This is a genomic window from Xanthobacter sp. (assembly GCF_041911315.1).
In the GTDB taxonomy this organism is placed as follows: Bacteria; Pseudomonadota; Alphaproteobacteria; order Rhizobiales; family Xanthobacteraceae; genus Xanthobacter; species Xanthobacter aminoxidans.
Window position 1 is genome coordinate 1 of the sequence record NZ_JAYRPE010000001.1, and the last position, 18,542, is coordinate 18,542.

Annotated in this window: 18 protein-coding genes; 4 read left to right on the forward strand and 14 right to left on the reverse strand. The window is 68.4% G+C overall.

The genetic code is table 11. The features are described from left to right. The 3 genes from ACE3QW_RS00005 to ACE3QW_RS00015 form a co-directional block, all read right to left on the reverse strand. Window positions 1-606 (reverse strand): solute carrier family 23 protein (locus tag ACE3QW_RS00005; RefSeq protein WP_374249924.1); only part of this gene is annotated, 606 nt, incomplete at its 3' end. A 225-nt stretch (window positions 607-831) separates the two neighbouring features. Next, complete coding sequence (locus ACE3QW_RS00010; protein ID WP_024278177.1) at window positions 832-1,146, reverse strand: hypothetical protein; 315 nt, start codon at window positions 1,144-1,146, stop codon at window positions 832-834. Between the two features lie 108 nt (window positions 1,147-1,254). Continuing rightward, a complete protein-coding gene (locus ACE3QW_RS00015) occupies window positions 1,255-1,452 on the reverse strand; it encodes a DUF2735 domain-containing protein (protein ID WP_024278178.1) in 198 nt (65 codons plus the stop codon). A 538-nt stretch (window positions 1,453-1,990) separates the two neighbouring features. Between ACE3QW_RS00015 and ACE3QW_RS00020 the strand changes: the two genes are divergently transcribed. Together ACE3QW_RS00020 and tam are read left to right on the forward strand one after the other, a co-directional pair. Then, complete coding sequence (locus tag ACE3QW_RS00020) at window positions 1,991-3,025, forward strand: glutamine synthetase beta-grasp domain-containing protein (protein ID WP_024278179.1); 1,035 nt, start codon at window positions 1,991-1,993, stop codon at window positions 3,023-3,025. A 294-nt stretch (window positions 3,026-3,319) separates the two neighbouring features. Further along, entirely contained in the window at window positions 3,320-4,093 is a 774-nt protein-coding gene (gene tam, locus ACE3QW_RS00025; protein WP_374249925.1) for a trans-aconitate 2-methyltransferase, read from the forward strand. An 18-nt stretch (window positions 4,094-4,111) separates the two neighbouring features. Here tam and ACE3QW_RS00030 read toward each other — a convergent pair whose 3' ends face one another. The 8 genes from ACE3QW_RS00030 to ACE3QW_RS00065 form a co-directional block, all read right to left on the reverse strand. Further along, window positions 4,112-4,903, reverse strand: a complete 792-nt coding sequence (locus ACE3QW_RS00030; RefSeq protein ID WP_374249926.1) for a MetQ/NlpA family ABC transporter substrate-binding protein — start codon at window positions 4,901-4,903, stop codon at window positions 4,112-4,114. A gap of 27 nt (window positions 4,904-4,930) precedes the next feature. Further along, a complete protein-coding gene (locus ACE3QW_RS00035; protein ID WP_051678687.1) occupies window positions 4,931-5,617 on the reverse strand; it encodes a methionine ABC transporter permease in 687 nt (228 codons plus the stop codon). Further along, window positions 5,610-6,740 carry a methionine ABC transporter ATP-binding protein gene (locus ACE3QW_RS00040; protein ID WP_374249927.1) on the reverse strand — a complete coding sequence of 377 codons (1,131 nt, stop codon included), beginning with the start codon at window positions 6,738-6,740 and terminating at the stop codon, window positions 5,610-5,612. The genes ACE3QW_RS00035 and ACE3QW_RS00040 overlap by 8 nt, the downstream gene beginning before the upstream one ends. Window positions 6,741-7,032: 292 nt before the next feature. After that, the gene (locus tag ACE3QW_RS00045; RefSeq protein WP_374249928.1) at window positions 7,033-7,596 is read right to left on the reverse strand and encodes a TetR family transcriptional regulator; all 564 of its coding nucleotides are present in this window, start codon (window positions 7,594-7,596) and stop codon (window positions 7,033-7,035) included. Then, window positions 7,596-8,060: a DUF1348 family protein gene (locus ACE3QW_RS00050; protein WP_374249929.1), complete on the reverse strand. Its 465-nt coding sequence runs from the start codon at window positions 8,058-8,060 to the stop codon at window positions 7,596-7,598. The genes ACE3QW_RS00045 and ACE3QW_RS00050 overlap by 1 nt, the downstream gene beginning before the upstream one ends. Window positions 8,061-8,180: 120 nt before the next feature. After that, window positions 8,181-11,312: an efflux RND transporter permease subunit gene (locus ACE3QW_RS00055; protein ID WP_374249930.1), complete on the reverse strand. Its 3,132-nt coding sequence runs from the start codon at window positions 11,310-11,312 to the stop codon at window positions 8,181-8,183. After that, on the reverse strand, window positions 11,312-12,556 hold the full coding sequence (locus tag ACE3QW_RS00060) for an efflux RND transporter periplasmic adaptor subunit (protein ID WP_374249931.1): 1,245 nt from the start codon (window positions 12,554-12,556) through the stop codon (window positions 11,312-11,314). Before ACE3QW_RS00060 ends, ACE3QW_RS00055 begins: the two co-directional genes overlap by 1 nt. A 101-nt stretch (window positions 12,557-12,657) precedes the next feature. Further along, window positions 12,658-13,308 (reverse strand): TetR/AcrR family transcriptional regulator, encoded by a 651-nt coding sequence (locus tag ACE3QW_RS00065; RefSeq protein ID WP_029554895.1) that lies wholly within the window; start codon window positions 13,306-13,308, stop codon window positions 12,658-12,660. Between the two features lie 196 nt (window positions 13,309-13,504). Between ACE3QW_RS00065 and ACE3QW_RS00070 the strand changes: the two genes are divergently transcribed. After that, window positions 13,505-13,987: a DUF3574 domain-containing protein gene (locus ACE3QW_RS00070; protein WP_374249932.1), complete on the forward strand. Its 483-nt coding sequence runs from the start codon at window positions 13,505-13,507 to the stop codon at window positions 13,985-13,987. A gap of 72 nt (window positions 13,988-14,059) precedes the next feature. Beyond that, the gene (locus ACE3QW_RS00075; RefSeq protein ID WP_374249933.1) at window positions 14,060-14,773 is read left to right on the forward strand and encodes a sulfate transporter family protein; all 714 of its coding nucleotides are present in this window, start codon (window positions 14,060-14,062) and stop codon (window positions 14,771-14,773) included. A gap of 179 nt (window positions 14,774-14,952) precedes the next feature. On the opposite strand, the gene ACE3QW_RS00080 is transcribed toward ACE3QW_RS00075, so the two are convergent. The 3 genes from ACE3QW_RS00080 to ACE3QW_RS00090 are packed head-to-tail and all read right to left on the reverse strand — an operon-like array spanning window position 14,953 to window position 18,446. Next, window positions 14,953-16,299 (reverse strand): AarF/ABC1/UbiB kinase family protein, encoded by a 1,347-nt coding sequence (locus ACE3QW_RS00080; protein ID WP_029554892.1) that lies wholly within the window; start codon window positions 16,297-16,299, stop codon window positions 14,953-14,955. Between the two features lie 31 nt (window positions 16,300-16,330). Continuing rightward, window positions 16,331-16,828 carry a DUF6790 family protein gene (locus tag ACE3QW_RS00085; protein WP_374249934.1) on the reverse strand — a complete coding sequence of 166 codons (498 nt, stop codon included), beginning with the start codon at window positions 16,826-16,828 and terminating at the stop codon, window positions 16,331-16,333. Window positions 16,829-16,850: 22 nt separating this feature from the next. After that, entirely contained in the window at window positions 16,851-18,446 is a 1,596-nt protein-coding gene (locus ACE3QW_RS00090) for a serine hydrolase (RefSeq protein ID WP_374249935.1), read from the reverse strand. Between the last annotated feature and the right edge of the window lie 96 nt (window positions 18,447-18,542).

An 18,542-nucleotide genomic window follows, 5' to 3' on the forward strand; every position in this document is an offset into this window, starting at 1 on the left:
CAGCACCGCCATGGCGCGCAACGGCGGGCTGCCCCAGGCGGCGAGGGCGACCATCACCGCGAGGCCGGCCAATGCGCCGCCGGTGCCGGTGAGGGTCACCTGCGCCATCGACGGGCTGTAGCCCACCATCAGCTTGATGGCGACGACGCCGAGGATGATGCCGATGAGCATCACCACCAGCCCGACGATCTCGATGGGCAGGAAGGGACGGACCCGATGCATCACGCGGCTGAACAGCACCTGCGCGAGGCCGGCCGTAATGGTCATGCCTGCCACCGCGCCCAGCCCGCCGGCGCGGGCGGCATAGAGGGCGGCAGGCAGATAGGCGGCGGTGAAGACCGCGGGCAGGAGATAGCCGCAGCCGATGCGGGACAGGAAAAGGACAGGCCGGCCCCAGCACTGGAAGAGGGTCGCGACCCCCATGGCCAGCATGGCGAGATCGATATAGCGCCGCTGCATCTCGGCATCGACGCCGGCCGCCTGCGCCACCAGCAGCGGAAACACCAGCGTCACCGCCATCAGGCCCATGTGCTGCGCCACCGAGCCGACGAGCACGGCGATCGGCGGGTGGGACTCGTGATCGTATCGCAGCCTGCCCGTTCCCACGCGCCCCTCCCGAACCCGGCCGCTTGGCGGCTCTTTGTCTGCCCTGCCGAGACCCCGCTCAGGGCGGCCCGCGCGACTCATCTTGCATGGCGCGTGACGGCATGAGGCGATCCGGCGGAAACCGGCTGGGTGAACCTAAAGGGTTTGGGAAAAAGGGGAAAGCGCTCCAGAGGCTTGTCCCGCGTGCTGCACGCGGGACCGTTGCCGGCAGGGCAGGCCGCGCGGCTACAGGGCCACGTAGATGAACTTGTCGGCCTTCAGGGTGGGGTAGTTGGCGCGGAGCGCGGTGGCGATCTTGCCGATCAGGTCCTTGTCGCCCGCAGCCGAGGGGCCGACGAAATCGGTGCCGGCCATCCAGGTCTCGAAGAAACCGTGCAGGCCCTCGTCATAGTCCGCGCCGGTGGGATTGGCGGATTTGTCGGCGAGGGAGGCGATGCCGTCCTTGCTCACTTCCAGACGCCAGTCGCGATCATCCACCACGGAGCCGATGAGGGCGGCAAGCTCCGCGTTCGTCCAGTCTGTGTTGAGGTCGAGGGCCATTGTCGCAAGTCCTACCCGATGAGGTCTCGGGGAGGACGTCACGCAAGAAGCGGTCCATCGCGGACGCGGGACGGCCGGCGCGCAGGGCGCCGACCCAAGCCCGATGGTTCAGCGGCGGTTGGGGAGATCGGCGGCCTTCACCGCCTCTTCGTGATACCAGCTGCTTCCGATCACGGCCTGCGCGGCTCCCACGGCAGCGATCTCGGCAGCCCATTTCGCCTCTTTGGAGGGCATGCCGTTCTTCGCGTCATTCTTCACCGGGAAGACATAGATTTTCGCGGTCTCGCGCTCGTGGTTCGCAGTCATCACTCCGGTCTCCTGTCCGATGAGCCTCCTGGGCGCCATCACTTGGGAACTTCATAACATGATTTGCACCCTGCATATACATCAAAGCCGGTATATTTTAGTTTAGTGCCTATTTTTTAGGCGGATATAAATTGACGTCACTTATCTCTTTTATTTGCGCGTTTGCTGCATGGCCCGCGCGCGTCTTTCGCAGTGCAGCGGAATGCCTTGTTCCAAGCGCGGGCGCCGCGCTTTTGTTCCCGGGCGATGGCGAATGTTCCTGGCGCCGCGCTGCGCACGGGGTAGCTGCACAGCGGGTGTGCGGGGCGCCTAAGGGTTCGGCCTAATCCTGATGCAGTAATGGGCAGCTGACGTTGCGGCGGCGGTTAAAAAGCCGTTGTCCGGCTATGGGGTCGCTGCTGGCACGCGGATTGCTAGATATGCGCCGGCCCCCGCGGCCGGTGGACCCTTCACGGCCGGACGCTGCAAAGAGTTCCTGAATCAAAGAGTTCGAGAAGCAAAGTCCCGAATTTCACGTCATCGGCTCAGAGAGACTGCAATGCCAAAGTTTAAGCTCGAGTATATCTGGCTCGACGGCTACACCCCGGTTCCCAATCTCCGGGGCAAGACCCAGATCAAGGAATATGACGTGTTCCCGAGCCTCGAGGAGCTGCCGCTCTGGGGCTTCGACGGTTCGTCGACCCAGCAGGCCGAAGGCCGCAGCTCGGATTGCGTGCTCAAGCCGGTCGCCGTCTATCCCGACCCGGCCCGCACCAACGGCGCCCTGGTGATGTGCGAAGTGATGATGCCGGACGGCGTCACCCCGCACCCGACCAACAAGCGCGCCACCATCCTCGATGATGCCGGCGCCTGGTTCGGCTTCGAGCAGGAATACTTCTTCTACAAGAACGGCCGCCCGCTCGGCTTCCCCGAGGCCGGCTATCCCGCGCCGCAGGGCCCCTATTACACGGGCGTCGGCTTCAAGAACGTGGGCGACGTCGCCCGCCAGATCGTCGAGGAGCACCTCGACCTCTGCCTCGCCGCCGGCATCAACCACGAGGGCATCAACGCGGAAGTCGCGAAGGGCCAGTGGGAATTCCAGATCTTCGGCAAGGGCTCCAAGAAGGCCGCCGACGAAGTGTGGATGGCCCGCTACCTGCTCCTGCGTCTCACCGAGAAGTATGGCGTGGACATCGAGTTCCACTGCAAGCCGCTCGGCGACACCGACTGGAACGGCTCGGGCATGCACGCCAACTTCTCCACCTCCTACATGCGTGAAGTGGGTGGCAAGGCGTATTTCGAGAAGCTGATGGCGGCGTTCGAGGCCAACCTCGACGACCACATCGCCGTCTATGGCCCGGACAACCACATGCGCCTCACCGGCAAGCATGAGACCGCGCCGTGGAACAAGTTCTCCTACGGCGTCGCGGACCGTGGCGCGTCCATCCGCGTCCCGCACTCCTTCGTCAAGAACGACTACAAGGGCTATCTTGAGGATCGCCGCCCGAACTCCATGGGCGACCCCTACCAGATCGCCTCCCAGATCCTGAAGACCATCTCTTCGGTTTCCACTGACGTCTCGGCTGCGGCCTGACGCCTTCGCCACGGCGCCCTCCGCGCGCCGTGGCGTTTTTTTGTGGCCGTGACGACCTGTTCGTTCCGCCGACTGCCGTGCGCGCGTCTTCTCGTGCCCTCCCTCCGGCCTTTGCCGTCGAGCCCGCGCCATTCGCGCCCGATTTTCCGTCCGATCTCCGGCAAGCACCGTCCCCTGGGGATGAGATCCAGCGCCGTGCCGGTCGCCCTCCGCGGCGAAGCTGGTATAAGCGGGGGACACCCCTTGCGGCGCCGCGCCGAGGCACCGCCGATTCCCTCGCGCCCGGAGCCGCCGATGCCCGCCGACTGGAACGCCAGCCAATATCTGAAGTTTGAGGACCAGCGCACCCGCCCGGCGCGCGATCTTCTCGCGGCGGTGCCGCTTCAGAAGGCGGCGTTCGTGGTGGATCTCGGCTGCGGCCCCGGCAATTCCACCGAAATCCTGGCGCAGCGCTTTCCCGGCGCGGAGCTGCTCGGGCTCGACACCTCGCCGGCCATGCTGGAGTCCGCCCGCGCCCGCCTGCCCGGCGTAAGCTTCGCGCTCGGCGACGCCTCAACCTTCACGTTGCCGAAGCCGGCGGACCTCATCTACGCCAACGCCGTGCTGCAATGGGTGCCGGATCACGCCACCCTCCTGCCGCGCCTCATGTCGCTGCTGGCGCCCGGCGGGGTGCTGGCGGTGCAGATGCCGGACAATCTGGAGGAGCCGTCCCACGTCGCTATGCGCGAGACCGCCATGGCCGGACCGTGGGCGGACACGCTCCACGCCGCCACCCGCGCCCGCACCGTGCTGTCGGAGCCCGGCGCCTATTACGACATGCTGAAGCCCCACGCGGGGGCAGTGGACGTGTGGCACACCATCTACAACCACCCGCTCGACGGCATCCCGGCCATCGTGGAATGGGTGAAGGGCACCGGCCTGCGCCCCTTCATCGATCCGCTGGAGGGGGACGAGCGCACGCAGTTTCTGGAGGAATACGCCGCCCGGCTCTCCGATTCCTATCTGCCGCGGGTGGATGGCAAGGTGCTCCTCGCCTTCCCCCGCTTCTTCATCGTGGCGGTGAAGTAAAGCTTCACCGCCAACCACTCACCAGCTCGGCAGAACCGCGCCCTTGAAGGTTTCGAGGATGAAGGTGCGCGTCTCCGGCGACTGGTAGGTTTCGACGAAGGTCTTCACCCACGGCTTATCCTTGTCCTGCGCGCGCACGGCGATGACGTTCACGTAGGGCCCCTTGGGGTCCTCGCGCAGGATGGGGTCCTTCACCGGATCGAGGCCGGCCTCCTTGGCATAGTTGGTGTTGATGCCCGCCGCCGCGAGGTCGGGGAGGGAGCGCGGCAGTTGCGCCGCGTCGATCTCCACGAACTTCAGCTTCTTGGGGTTTTCCACCACGTCGATCACCGAAGCCTTCACGCCCACGCCGGGCTTCAGCTTGATGAGGCCCTTGTCGGCGAGCAGCAGCAGCACGCGGCCGCCATTGGTGGGATCGTTCGGGATGCCGATGGACGATCCGGCCGGGATGTCCTCGAACTTCTTGTACTTGGTGGAATAGATGCCGATCGGGAAGTTCACCGTGCTGCCCACGGAAACGATCTTGTAGCCGCGATCGGCGATCTGGTTGTCGAGATAGGGCTGGTGCTGGAAGGAATTGGCCTCGATGTCGCCGGACGACAGGGCGGCGTTGGGCACCACATAGTCGGAGAACTCGATCACCTTGATGTCGAGCCCCTTCTTGGCCGCCTCTTCCTTCACCTTCTCCAGGATCTGGGCGTGGGGGCCGGGGGTGACGCCGACCTTGATGGTCTCGGCGGAAGCGGAGAACGCGACGAGGGAAATGCCGGCGGCGAGCGCCAAAGCGAGGGCCTTCATGGAAACCTCCATCTGAATTTGAAAGGGTCTGTGCGCCGCTCAGCCGCGGCTGCGCTTGTCGAGACGACGGGCGAGGCGGTCGCCCAGCGTCTGCACCGCCTGCACGAGAAGGATGAGCACGAGCACCACCGCCGCCATCACCTCAGGCATGAAGCGCTGGTAGCCGAAGCGGATGCCGAGATCGCCGAGGCCGCCGCCGCCCACCGCGCCCACCATGGCCGAGTAGCCGAGCAGCGACACCGCTGCGAGGGTGAGGGCGAGGGTGATGGCGGGCAGCGCCTCGGGCAGCAGCACCTTGGCGACGATCTGGATGGGGCTCGCCCCCATGGCCCGCGCCGCCTCCACCAGCCCCTGGTCCACCTCGCGGATGGCCGCCTCGATGAGCCGCGCGATGAAGGGCGCCGCCGCCACCGTCAGCGGCACGATGGCCGCGCTGGTGCCGATGGAGGTGCCCGCCACGAGGCGGGTGAAGGGGATGATGGCGACCACGAGGATGATGAAGGGCGTGGAGCGCGCCGCATTCACCACGAGGCCGAGGGACTGGTTGAGCCACGGCGCCGCGAACAGCTCGCCCGACCGGCTGGTGGCGAGGAACACGCCCAGCGGCAGGCCGATGAGCGTGCCGAGCGCGCCGGAGACGGCCACCATGTAGAGCGTCTGCTGGGTGGCGTCGATGATGAGGTCGACGATGGTGGGCGGCAGCAGGCCGAAGGTAATGTCAAACATAGCCGAGAACCTCCGCCGTCAGATTGAGCCGTTCCACGGCATTGATGACGGCGCTGAGCGTGGGCGCGTCGCCCGGCACCGAGACCACGATGACGCCGAAGGGCGTGCCGGCGATCTCGTCCACCTGGGCCTGGATGATGTTCACATCCACCGAGAGCAGGCGCGACACCCGCGACAGCACCGGGTCCTGCGCGTGCGCGCCGGTGAAGACGATGCGCAGCACCGCCTGGTCGCGGCCCTCGCGCGGCTCGGCGGAAAGCTGCTCTGCGACGCGGCGCGGCAGGCTCTTCGCGGTCAGCGCGGCGAGGAAGGAGCGGGTGGTGGGGTGGCGCGGGCGGGCGAACACCTCATAGGTGGCGCCGTCCTCGACGATGCGGCCGCCGTCGATCACCGCCACCTTGTCGGCCACCGCCTTGATGACCGCCATCTCGTGGGTGATGAGCAGCACCGTGAGGTTGAGTTCCGCATTCACCCGGCGCAGCAAAGCGAGGATCTGCTCGGTGGTTTCGGGGTCGAGCGCAGAGGTCGCCTCGTCGGAGAGCAGCACGCGGGGGCGGGTGGCGAGCGCGCGGGCGATGCCGACGCGCTGCTTCTGGCCGCCGGAGAGTTCGGCCGGGTAGCGGTCGCGCTTGTCGGACAGGCCGACGAGATCGAGCAGGGGCTCGACCCGCGCCTTGATCTCCGCGCGTGGCACGCCGGCGATTTCCAGCGGCAGGGCGACGTTGTCGAAGGCGGTGCGGCGCGCCAGCAGGTTGAAGTGCTGGAAGATCATGCCGATGGAGCGCCGCTCCTTGCGCAGCGCGGCCTCGTCGAGGGCGCCGATATCCACATCGTCCACCAGCACGCGCCCGCCGGAGGGCTTTTCCAGCCCGTTGACGAGGCGGATGAGGGTGGACTTGCCCGCCCCCGACCGGCCGATGACGCCGAGGATGGCGCCTTCCGGCACATCCAGCGTGATGTCGGAGAGGGCATGCACCGCCGCGTGGCCGCTCCGGGCGGGAAAGGTCTTCGCCACCCGCTCGAAGCGGATGATGGAGCGCGCGGGCGCGGGGATGGCAGCGGGGGCGGCAGACGGGTCTGGAAGGGTAGGCACGGCGGCCGCCAAAGTCAGGGGGGCGTTCATGAAAGGCTCCGGCATTGCCGGCTGTTCGTCAATCCGGTCTTTCGTCCGGCGCGGAGACGCGGCGGGAGGGAGCGGAGGACGGGGGAACAGGCGGCTCGGGAAGGGATGGGTGTCGGCGCAACCGGGACAGGGCCACGCTCTGCGCGGCATTCGGCGGTTTCACGCCGCTCCAGCGGCTGTCAGCGACACATCATCATAGGAAGGCCCATCCGTTCCGGGGCGAACATGGCGGCAATATCGTTCGTTTTATCGAACGCGTCAAGTCTGAATTAAGTTGATTATATTTGTCTGGTTAGAGTCCGTCCAGCAGCCGCCGGCCCAGTCGCTCCAGCGCCCGGCCGAACACAGCGGGATCGTCCAGCGCGCGGGCCAGCACCAGCGCGCCCTGGATGGCGAGCACCGCTTCCTCCGCCCGGTCGTCCGCTTGAGCGGAGGGGAAGCCCGCGCGGGTGAGGGCGGCGGCCAGCGCATCGCGCCAGCGGGCGAAGTAGGAGGCGACCGCTGCGCCGAACCGGTCCCGCACCTCGCCCAAAGCGAATACGCCCACAAGGCACACCCGCCGGCCGGAGCGGAAATAGGCATCCGTGCGCGCCAGCATGTCCCGTATCGCGGCGGCCGGGTCTTCGTCCGCGCGCAGCGGGGCGTAGACGTTGGCCTCGAACCAGCCGTCGATCTCGGCCAGCACGGCGGCCGCCATCTCCTCCTTCCCGCCGGGGAAGAAGTGATAGAGGCTGCCCTTGCCGAGCCCGGTGCGGGCGGTGATGTGGGCGAGGCTCGCCCCCTCGTATCCGTGCTCGCGGAACACCTCGCCCAGAAGGGGCAGGATGTCCGCGCGCTCGGCCACCGTTCGTGCCATCACATCCCCAGTTCGGCGAGGCCCGGATGGTCCGCCGGACGCGGGCCGAGGGGCCAGTGGAAACGGCGGTCGCTCTCGGCGATCGCCACGTCGTTGATGGAGGCTTCGCGCCGGCGCATCAGGCCCTCGGCGTCGAACTCCCACTGCTCGTTGCCATAGGAGCGGTACCACGCGCCATCGGCATCGTGCCACTCATACTGGAAGCGCACCGCGATGCGGTTGTCGTTCAGCCCCCACAGCTCCTTGATGAGGCGATAGTCCAGCTCCCGCCGCCACTTGGCGGTGAGGAAGGTGACGATCTCCGGCCGGCCGGTGAGAAAGTCGGAGCGGTTCCGCCAGCGGCTGTCCGGCGTGTAGGCGAGGGAGACGCGCTCGGGGTCGCGGGTGTTCCAGGCATCCTCCGCCATGCGCACCTTCTGCGTGGCGGTCTCGACGGTGAAGGGTGGCAGCGGCGGGCGGGCCATGGGTGTCTCCTGTACCAATTGGTCAATAATGTACTGAATGGTACAGATAGCGGCGCGAGTCAAGCGGCCCTCCCGTCCGGGTGGAGGGGAGGGCCGCTGGCTTGGGGGATGAAAGGCCGGCTATTCGCCGGCCGGATGGTGCAGGGCCGGGGGAAGATCGTGGCCATCCGGCTCGTCCTTGGCGCCGATGAAGCGACCGAAGATGCGGCCGAGGATGTGGCTCAAATCGTCCATCACCGTGAACACCGCCGGCACGAACACCAGCGACAGCACGGTGGAGGTGATGAGGCCGCCGATGACCGCGATGGCCATGGGCGCGCGGAAGGCGCCGCCTTCGCCCAGCGCCATGGCCGAGGGCACCATGCCCGCCACCATGGCGATGGTGGTCATGACGATGGGCTGCGCCCGCTTGCGGCCGGCCTCGATGAGGGCGGTGAAGCGGTCGACGCCCTGGTGCATGGACTCGATGGCGAAATCCACCAGCAGGATGGCGTTCTTCGTCACGATGCCCATCAGCATCAGGAAGCCGATGACCACCGGCATGGACACCGAATTGCCGGTGATGAGCAGTGCGATGAAGGCGCCGCCCACGCTTAGCGGCAGCGAGACGAGGATGGTGATGGGCTGCAGGATGTCGTGGAACAGCAGCACCAGCACCGCCAGTACCAGCATCAGGCCCGCCGCCATGGCCATGGCGAAGCCGGAGAACACCTCGGCCATGATTTCGGCGTCGCCGGCCTCTTTCAGGGTGACGCCGGCGGGCAGGTTCTGCGAAGCGGGCAGGGCCTTTACCTTGGCAAGTGCGTCGCCCAAAGGCGTGTCGCCCACGAGGTCCGCCTCCACCGCCACGCGCCGCGCGCGGTCGTAACGGTCGAGGGCCGTCGGGCCCTTGCCGAACTGGACATCCGCCACGGCGGAGAGCGGCACCGCGCCGCCGGAGGCGGTGGGCACCTTCAGCGCGTCGAAGGTGGACAGGCGGGTCCGCGCGTTCTCGGCGAGCTGCACGCGGATGTCGATCTGCCGGTCCTTGGCGGAGAATTTGGCGAGGTTGGCGGAGATGTCGCCGATGGTGGCGATGCGCACCGTCTCGGCGATGGTGTCCACCGAGACGCCCAGTTCGGCCGCCTCGTCCAGCTTGGGCACGATGCGGATTTCCGGCCGGTCCAGGGCGGCGGAGGAGACCACGTTGGCAAGTTCCGGCACGCCCGCGCGCACCGCCTTCTCCACCGCCACGGCGGCGTCCGCGACGGACGCGCCATCGCTGCCGGAGAGGATCACCTGGAAGCCGCGCTGGGTGTTCTGCCCGTTCTGGCTCCACGAGACGCGCAGGTCCGGCATGGCCGCCAGGGTCTTCGAGAACTGGGTCTCGAAGGTCTTCTGGTCGATCTTGCGCTCGCTGCGCGGCTTCAGGTTGATGACGACCTGTGCCTTGCGCACCTCGCCGGAGGTGAGGGCGAGGCCGCCGGAGCCGCCGGAGCCGGCGGTGGCGTAGACGCTCCTCACCTCGGGCAGGCTGAGGGCCGCGCGGGCGATCTCGTCCGACACCTTCTGCGTCTCCGCCAGCGTGCTGCCGGGCGGCAGCTCCACCGAGAGGAGGGCGCGGGAGATGTCGTTGGTGGGCAGGAAGCCGGAGGGCAGCAGCGTGGACAGCCAGATGGAGCCGGCGAAGATGGCGATGCCCATGCCGATGGTGGCGAAGCGGTGCTTCACCGACCAGGAGAGCAGGCGCACGTAGCCGCGCATCACGAGGCTGTCCCGGCCCTCGCGGTGGCCGGTGTCCTTCAGGAAATAGGCCGCCACCAGGGGCGTGATGAGCCGTGCCACCGCCAGCGAGAACAGCACGGCGATGGCCACCGTCAGGCCGAACTGCTTGAAGTACTGGCCCGCGATGCCGCCCATGAAGGATACGGGCGCGAACACGGCGGCGATGGTGAGGGTGGTTGCCACCACCGCCAGGCCGATCTCGTCCGCCGCCTCGATGGCCGCGCGATAGGGAGATTTCCCCATGCGCATGTGGCGGACGATGTTCTCGATCTCCACGATGGCGTCGTCCACCAGGATGCCGGTCACGAGCGTGATGGCGAGCAGGCTCACCGCGTTCAGCGAGAAGCCCAGCATGTCCATGACCCAGAAGGTGGGCAGGATGGACAGGGGGATCGCAAGCGCGGTGATGAGCGTCGCGCGGATGTCGCGCAGGAACAGGAACACCACGATGACCGCGAGGATGGCACCCTCGATCAGCGTGTGCATGGCGCTCTGGTAGTCCGACTTGGTGAAGCGGACCGTGGTGTCGATCTCGGTGATGGTGACGTCGGGATGGGCGGCGCGCAGCTTGGCGAGTTCCTCGGTCACGCGGTCATAGACCGTCACGTCCGAGAAGCCCTTGGCGCGGTAGACGCCGAAGGCCACCACGCTCTTGCCGTCGAGCCGGGCGAACACGCGCTGCTCGGCCGCGCCGTCCACCACGGTGCCCAGCTCCCCGAGCCGCACCGAGCGGCCGTTGGAGAGCACGATGCGGGTATCGGCCAGCGCCTCCACCGAGGACGCGCCGGCGAGCGTGCGGATGGGCTGCTCCTGCGTGCCCACCTCGCCCCGGCCACCGGAGACGTCGAGATTGGTGGCGCGCAGCTGCCGGCTCACCTCGGCGGCGGTGATGCCGAGCGACATCAGCCGGTCGGGATTGAGGGAGATGCGGATCTCGCGGTCCACGCCGCCCTGCCGCTTCACCTGCGCCACGCCGCGCACGCCCTGCAAAGCGCGGGCGAGGGTGTCATCGATGAACCAGCTCACCTGCTCTGTCGTCATGTTGGGCGCGGAGACCGCGTAGGTGACGATGGGCAGGCCTTCGATGTCGATGCGCTGGATCTGCGGCTCGTCGATGGAGCGGGGCAGGTCCATGCGGATCTTGGTGATGGCGTCGCGCGTGTCGTTCACGGCGCGGTCCACCAGCGTCTCCAGGTGGAATTCCACCAGCGTGACGCTCGCCCCCTCGCTGATGGAGGAGGTGATGTGCTTGACGCCGGAGATGCCGGCGATGGCGTTCTCCACCTTCTTCGTCACCTGCGTCTCCAGCTCGCTCGGCGCGGCGCCGGACTGGGTGACGGTGACCATGACGATGGGCAGGTCGATGTTCGGCATCTGCGTCACCGGGAGTTCCCGGAAATGCACGATGCCGAGCGCCGTCAGGATGAAGAAGAAGACGAGCGCGGGGACGGGCTTGCGGATCGCCCAGGCGGAAACGTTGAGGGCCATCAGCGCGCCTCGCCCAGGGAGACGGGCGCCGTCACCGGCGTCACCCGGTCGCCGTCACGCAGGAAGCTGCCGGCCCGCGCCACCACGTCCGCGTCGGCGGAGAGCCCCTCGGTGACGAGGATGCGGCCTTCCTTCTTCAGGCCGGGCGTGATGCGCTGGATGCCGACGATGCCGTCGGTGACGGTGAGCACATAGGCGCCCTCCGCGTCGAACATCACGGCGGACTGGGGCAGGCTCAGGCCCTTCACCTCGCCGAGCGCGATCACCGCGCGGCCGTAGGCGCCGGACTTCAGGCGCGGGTCGTCGGGCAAAGCGATCTTCACCTTGCCGAGGCGCGAGGCGCGGTCCACCTCGGCGGAGACGAGGCGGACCTTGCCGCCGATGGGCTCGTCGAAGCCGGCCGGCACCACCTGCACGGAAAGCCCGTCCTTCATGCGCGGCATGGCGCCTTCCGGCACGTCGGCGTCGAGGTCCATGGCGCCGTCCTCGGCGATGCGGAACAGCGGCGCGGCGCGGGTGGAGAGCGCGATGGCGCCGAGCTTCGCCTCACGCGACAGCACGAGGCCGGCGGCGGGGGCGCGCACATCGGTGCGCTTCAGCTTCACCTCGATCTCGTCGCGCTGCGCCTTCACGAACACCGCTTCCGCCTGGGCGGCGATCAGCGTCTCGCGGGCGGCGGCGACCTGGGCGGTGGCGACCTTGGCCGCGCGCTCGCGCTGCTCCAGCTGCTCCTGGGATGAGGTGCCGGTCTTGCTGAGCTGGCGCGTGCGCTCCACGGCGGAGGTGGCTTCGGTCTCCTGAGCGATGGCCTGATCGAGCGCCGCCTGCTGCTGGGCGATGGCGGCGCGGGCCTTGGCGGCGGAGGCGGTATTCTGGGCGAGCTGGGTCTCCAGCACGTCGCGCGAGAGGCGGGCCAGCACCTGGCCCTTCTGGACCCGATCGCCGGCCTCCACCAGGATCTCCATGAGGCGATAGCCCTCGATCTCCGGCCCCACCTCGATCTCTTCGCGCGGCTTGATGGAGCCGGTGACAAGCAGCGTGTCGGTCAGGGTATCGGGCCGGGGCTTCACCACCGTCACCGAAAGCGCCGACGCGCGGGCCGCGTCGGCCGCCTTCGCGGGCTCGGCCGCAGTCGCAGGGGGCGCGGCAAGGGCGCCGGCGGCGAGGACAAAGCAGGCCGAGACGGCAAGGCGGGACGCCGCGGAGCGGGCGGGACGGAGCGCCGGACGGACGGACGCGGACATGGCGGAAAGAACCTCGTTCCGGATGGGCGCGGGAACGTGCGGTTCAACCGCGGCATTCCCGTGACGTAAGGGGGCGAAGATGCAGTTCTCGATGGTGCGTGTCATTCCGGCACCGCTTTCGGTTGGGCCGGGGCCAGCATCCGGCGCACCATCGCCTCGATGGCGGGCATCCGCTCCTCCAGTTTCCATTCGGGATGGAGCTGGTGATGCAGCAGCACGCCGTCGCCGATGAGCTGGATCACGATGGCGACGCTCTCGATGTCGAGCGCGGGGTCGATCTCGCCCTGCTTCACGGCGGCCGCAAGCGCATCGGCCAGGAGGGTGCTGGTTTCGGCCTCGCAGGCGTCGATGGTCTTGCGCAGGTCGGCATTGCGGATCGCCTCGGCCATGATCTCCGGGCCGAGCCGGGCCGAGGCCATGTGATCCTCGGTCAGCAGCAGGGCGAGGCAGGACGACAGGGCGCCCAGCACGGACGGCGCCCTGGTGATCATGTCGAACATGCCGAGCCGTTCGGCCCGCTCGCTCTCGACGATGGCGGCGATGAGGGATTCCTTGGAGGGGAAATAGCGGTAGAGCGCCCCCGGGCTCATGTCCGCCTCGGCGCAGATCTTCTGCATGGAGGCGCCATGGAAACCGTCGCGGCCAAAGCAGGCCTTGGCGGCATCAAGGATGCGCTTGCGCTGCTCCTGCCGGTGGTCGGGGCGCGGGGCGGCGGCTTCGCGCAGCGCGGTCTCTGGGATGGGGCGTGACATCAGCGCGGATCGGCACCTTGGGACATGAGCGAGAGCGAATGTTCGTTCGCAATACTGCGGGCACGATTGCGGCACAAGAGTGAACGTTCGTTCGCGGTCCGGGCGAGGACCGCTCCCGCGCGCACGACGGCGGGCGCTTGCGGCCGGGCGCGGGGCCGCCAATGCTCAGGCTTCCTTAGCGGAGCCCTGATTCCCGATGCCGCTTCCGACGCCCTTTCCCGCCAGCAGACGCGAAGCGTGGCGATGCGCCGCGCTGCCGGTCGCCTGCCTGCTGTTCACCTGCCTGCTTCTGCCCACCGCCGCCCGCGCGGAGGAGTCCGCCCCCGCGACGCTCAAGCCGGGCATCAGCGTGGTAATGATCGAAACCAAGCTGCTCTTCGGCCTCGCCAGCGCCGACGGCAGCGGGGTGAGCGAGCAGGAATGGGAGAGCTTCCTCACCACCGAGGTGACGCCCCGCTTCCCGGACGGACTTACCGTGATCGCTGCCTACGGGCAGGTGAAGGGCGAGGCCCACGGCACGGCGCAGGTGGTGCGCGAGGGCATGCGCCTCGTGCTCATCTATCACCCGGACACGCCGGAGGCGGCGGCCAAGCTCGCCGAAATCCGCAAGCTCTATTCCGAACGCTTCCACCAGTGGGGCGTTCTGCAGGTGACGAACGCGGTGCGCGTCACGCTGTGACGACTTGAGGGGGAGGGCCGCACACCCTACCTCTCGCCTGCGCCTGAAGGTCCGCGCTCACCGGGAACGATCATGCTCGCCGCCGCCATCCTCGCCTTGCGACAGACCTTCTCGCCGCTGCTGCGCGGCGTGCTGCTGAAATCCATGGGGCTGGCGCTGGCGCTGCTCATTGCCCTGGCCGTGGGACTGGAGGCGGCGCTCACCCACTTCGTCCACATCGCGTCCTATCCGTGGATCGAGACCACGCTGGCCGTGATTGCAGGGCTGGGGCTGGTGTTCGGCATCGTCTATCTGATGCCGGCGGTGTCCTCGCTGGTGGCGGGCCTCTTCCTCGACGAGGTGGCCGAGCGGGTGGAGACCACGACCTATCCCAACGATCCGCCCGGCCAACCGCAGCCCTTCCTGCGCGCGCTGTTCTATTCGGTGCGCTTCTTCGGGCTGGTGCTGCTGGTGAACCTCGCGGCGCTGCTCCTGCTGCTGGTGCCGGGGGTGAACGTCATCATCTTCTACGTGGCCAACGCCTATCTCATCAGCCGGGAATATTTCGAGCTGGCCGCCATGCGCTATCGTACGCCGGAAGAGGCACGGGCGCTCAGGCGGGCGAACGGGGTGACAGTGTTCGTCGCCGGCCTGCTCATCGCGCCGATCCTGTTCGTGCCGATCCTCAACCTGATCCTGCCGGTGTTCGGCACCGCCTTCATGGTCCACCTCCACCGTCGCCTCGCCCCGCTGCCGGCCGCGCGGGCGGGGGATGGTTCGCTGGTGATCGAGGGGCGGCCGGTCTAGCGGCTCTGTACCCCGGCCGAGCGGAGCGTGAGCGGAGGGAGAGCCGGGGTCCAGCGCAAAGGTACGCCGAAGGCGGCTCAAGCGGGGATGCGGCAGGCGTTGCCGGCTTCGCCGCCTTTTCCCCTGGGTCCCGGATCGGCGCTCCACCTTCGGTGTCGCTGGTCCGGGACGCGGTGGCCCTAGAGCCCGGCCACCGTCATCGCCTCCGCCTGCCGCGCGGCGACGCCCTCGGCGGAGAAGTCGGCGATGGCATCCTCGAACAGGCGGTGGAAGTTCAATTCCGCCTTGAGGTGCAGGAAGACGCCGCCGAGGCCGATGGCGGCGCGGTCCATGAACACGAACTCCCGCGGCACCGTCACAGGCCCGAGCTGCTTCAGCGCGGTGTGGACGGTGAAGGCCTCCTTGCGGCCATAGGCGGCGGGCGACACCCCGTCGGCAATGGTGCGCACCCGGTCGTCCATGAGCGGGCCGTAGATGAAGCGCGCCCAGATGTTCAGGACATCGATCAATTCGCGCTTCAGGCCCTTGAAGCCCCACGTCTCGTAAGCGTGCACCACCCGCGCGTCGTCGCCGGCCATCAGGCCGCGATAGAGGTCCACCACGCCCGCCACGAAGGCCGGCGGGAAGATGCGGATGCAGCCGTAATCGAGCAGGTTGATGCCGGCCGGCCGCCCTTCTACCGAGAAGACGGTGTAGTTGCCGAGGTGGGGATCGCCATGGATCACGCCGAAGCGCGAGAAAGGCTGCCACCAGGCGGCGAACATGGCCTCAGCGAGCGCATTGCGCTCCGCCAAAGGATGGTCGGTGAAGCCGAGGATCTTCTCGCCGTCCAGCCAGTCCATGGTGAGGAGCCGGCCGGTGGAGAGATCGGCATGGGTGCCGGGCACGCGGACCTTGGGCTCGTCCTTCAGGATATGGGCATAGAGCGCGGCGTGCTTGGCCTCGCGCCGATAGTCCAGCTCCTCGCGCACCCGCTCGCCGATCTCGCGGGCGATCTCGCGGGTGTCGATGGCGCCGTCCATGCGGCGATGGATGGAAAAGAGCACATCGAGCTGGGAGAGGTCCGCCTCCACGGCGGCCTGCATGTCCGGATACTGGAGCTTGCAGGCGACGCGCGCGCCCTCCAGCGTCACCGCCTTGTGCACCTGCCCGAGGGAGGCGGCGGCGGAGGGGGCGTGCTCGAAGCTGGCGAATTTCTGCTCCCAGTCGCGGCCCAGCTCCGCCATCATGCGCCGGCGCACGAAGGCCCAGCCCATGGGCGGGGCATCGCTCTGCAGCTTCTGAAGTTCGGCGGCATATTCGGGGGGCAGCACGTCCGGAATGGTGGCCATGAGCTGGGCCACCTTCATCAGCGGCCCTTTCAGCCCGCCGAGGGCGGAGGCGAGGGCGGCTGCGTTGTTGCCGTCGCGATCGAGCCCCATGAGGCGGGCGCCTGCGATGCGCGCGGCGACCCCGCCCACATTGGCGCCCACCCGGGCATAGCGCGCGGCCCGCGCGGAGAAGCGGTTTCTTTCCTCGTCCACCATGCCCGTCCAGGCGCTCCAGCTCTATCCCGTCCTACGGGCGCGCGGCCCGGTCGGATCGGTAGGTCAGGGCGAGGAGGATGACCAGCAAAAGCGGCGTGAGGAGGTCCGTGTAGAGAATGGGGCCGGCATTGCCTGCGGCCAAATTGCCGGTCTTGCCGATCTGGATGATGTGGTTGATGCCCGCCCCGCCGAGAAAGCCGGCCATCATCACCGCCACGGCGGCGCGGAAGCCCCAGTCGCGCCAGAAGGCAGCGATGATTCCCGCGAGCCCCATGCCGAGATTGGCGAGGCCCACCTCGGTCTGGAACGGGCTGGTCGCCCAGCCGATGGCGGCGGCGGACTGCGCCGGGAACACGATATGCCCGAGCGCCCCCCACAACCCCATGAGGCCCACGGGGAAGAGATTGATGTATCGCAGGAGCGCCCGCGCGAGATCGATTAGCCGGCGCGGCGCCGGCTGGCGGGCGAAGGAGAGCGCCGACAGGAGGAGGACCGCCGTATAGGCGATGAGCGGAACCCAGAAGACCATGGCGCTCTCCCTTCAGGCGCTCTCACTTGCGGGCAAAGGTGCCGAGCCCGTTGTCGTTGAAGATCTCCACGCTCATCCGCCCGTCGGCGAATTTCACCTGTGAGATGGTGCCCGGCGGGAACGTCTCCTCGCCCACCGGGCGGAAGGTGAAGGTGTCGCCGCTCCAGTGGGCGAGGGGGTAGCGGCGGGGCAGGGGGCCGATGATGAGCACGAGGCCGCCGGCCTCCTCCGCCACCGTGGCGTCGCCGAAATAGGCGTTGGCATAGGTGCCGGTATAATTCGCCAGCGGCTTGGCCGGCTCCGGCTTCTGCGGCGGCGCCTTGCCCACGACGTCGCCGGCCGGCTTGTACATGGGCATGATGAGAGGCTGGTAGGCGGCGTACCAGTCCCGCGTCAGCCCGCCGAACTGAACGAAGTCCATGAAGCTCATGGCCAGCGCCTCGGGGGCGCCGGTGGGCTGGGCATTGGTGAGCACGACGATGCCGAGCTTCTCCGAGGGCAGCAGCACGAAGTTCGTCGCCGCGCCGAGGATGAAGGCGCCGGAATGGTCCAGCGTCACCCGCCCGGCCGGGGAGACGCCGACGCCGAAGCCGTAGCCATAGGTGCCGGGGCGGGCATCCACCGCATAAGCGGGGGAGGAGATGGTCTCGCCCCGCATGGCCGGCAGCAGCGCGGCTGCGGGAACGATCTCCTTGCCCTCGACCGTGCCGTTGCCCAGCACGAAGGCGAGCCACTTCCCCATGTCTCGCGCGGACGAGGACACCCCGCCCGCCGGCGCCTGGGCATCGGGATCGCGCTGATATTTCGGCACGAAGCTGCCGTCCGCCTTCCCGTCCGCCCGCACATGGGGGATGGCGCGGTTGGGGCGGGCCATGAAATCGGCGAAGCGCGAGGAGGTCGCCGCCATGCCGAGGGGCTTGTAGAGCACCGCCTGCGAGAGGTCCGCCCACTCCTTGCCGGCGGCTGTGGCGACACCCTCGGCGGCGGCGGTGAGGCCGAAATTGGTATAGGCATAGCTGGCGCGGAAGGGGGCGAGCGGCAGCAGCCGCAAGCGCTCCAGCACCTGCCGGCGGTCGAAGCCGATGCTCTCCAACTCGTCGCCCGCATGGTCCGGCAGGCCGGAGCGGTGGCTGTAGAGATCGGCGAGGGTGACGTGGTCGCTCACCCAGGGGTCGCTCAGTGCGAACCACGGCAGCAGGGTGCGCACCGGCATGTCCCACTTCACCCGGCCTTTGCCCACCTCATGCGCCACCACGCCCGCCCCCACCGCCTTCGACAAAGAGGCGAGCTGGAACACGGTGTCGGCATCGACCGGCGCCGCCTCGCCCGCCTTGCGCACGCCATAGCCCTTGAGGGCCAGCACCTTGCCGTCCTGCACCACCACCACGGCGAGGCCGGGCACGCCGGAGCGCGCCATCATCTCTTGCGCCAGAGAGTCGATCTCCTTCACCGCCCGCGCGATCTGGCCGGGCTGGATGGAGACGCCCGAGGTCTGCGGCGGCGGCTTCGAGCCGTCGATGGGGTCGTGGGCGAAAGCGGGGAGGGGCGCGGTCGCGAGGAGGGCGGCGAGGAGGGGGCGGGTGAGCAAGAGACGGGCGAGGCTGAGCGGGGTCATCATGGGGCGGCCTCCGGTGGCGGGCATCGTGCCGTGCACCCGCAGCCGACAGGCTTAACGGCTCCGCGCGGTCGCGTGCAAGGGCAGGTGCCGTTGCGG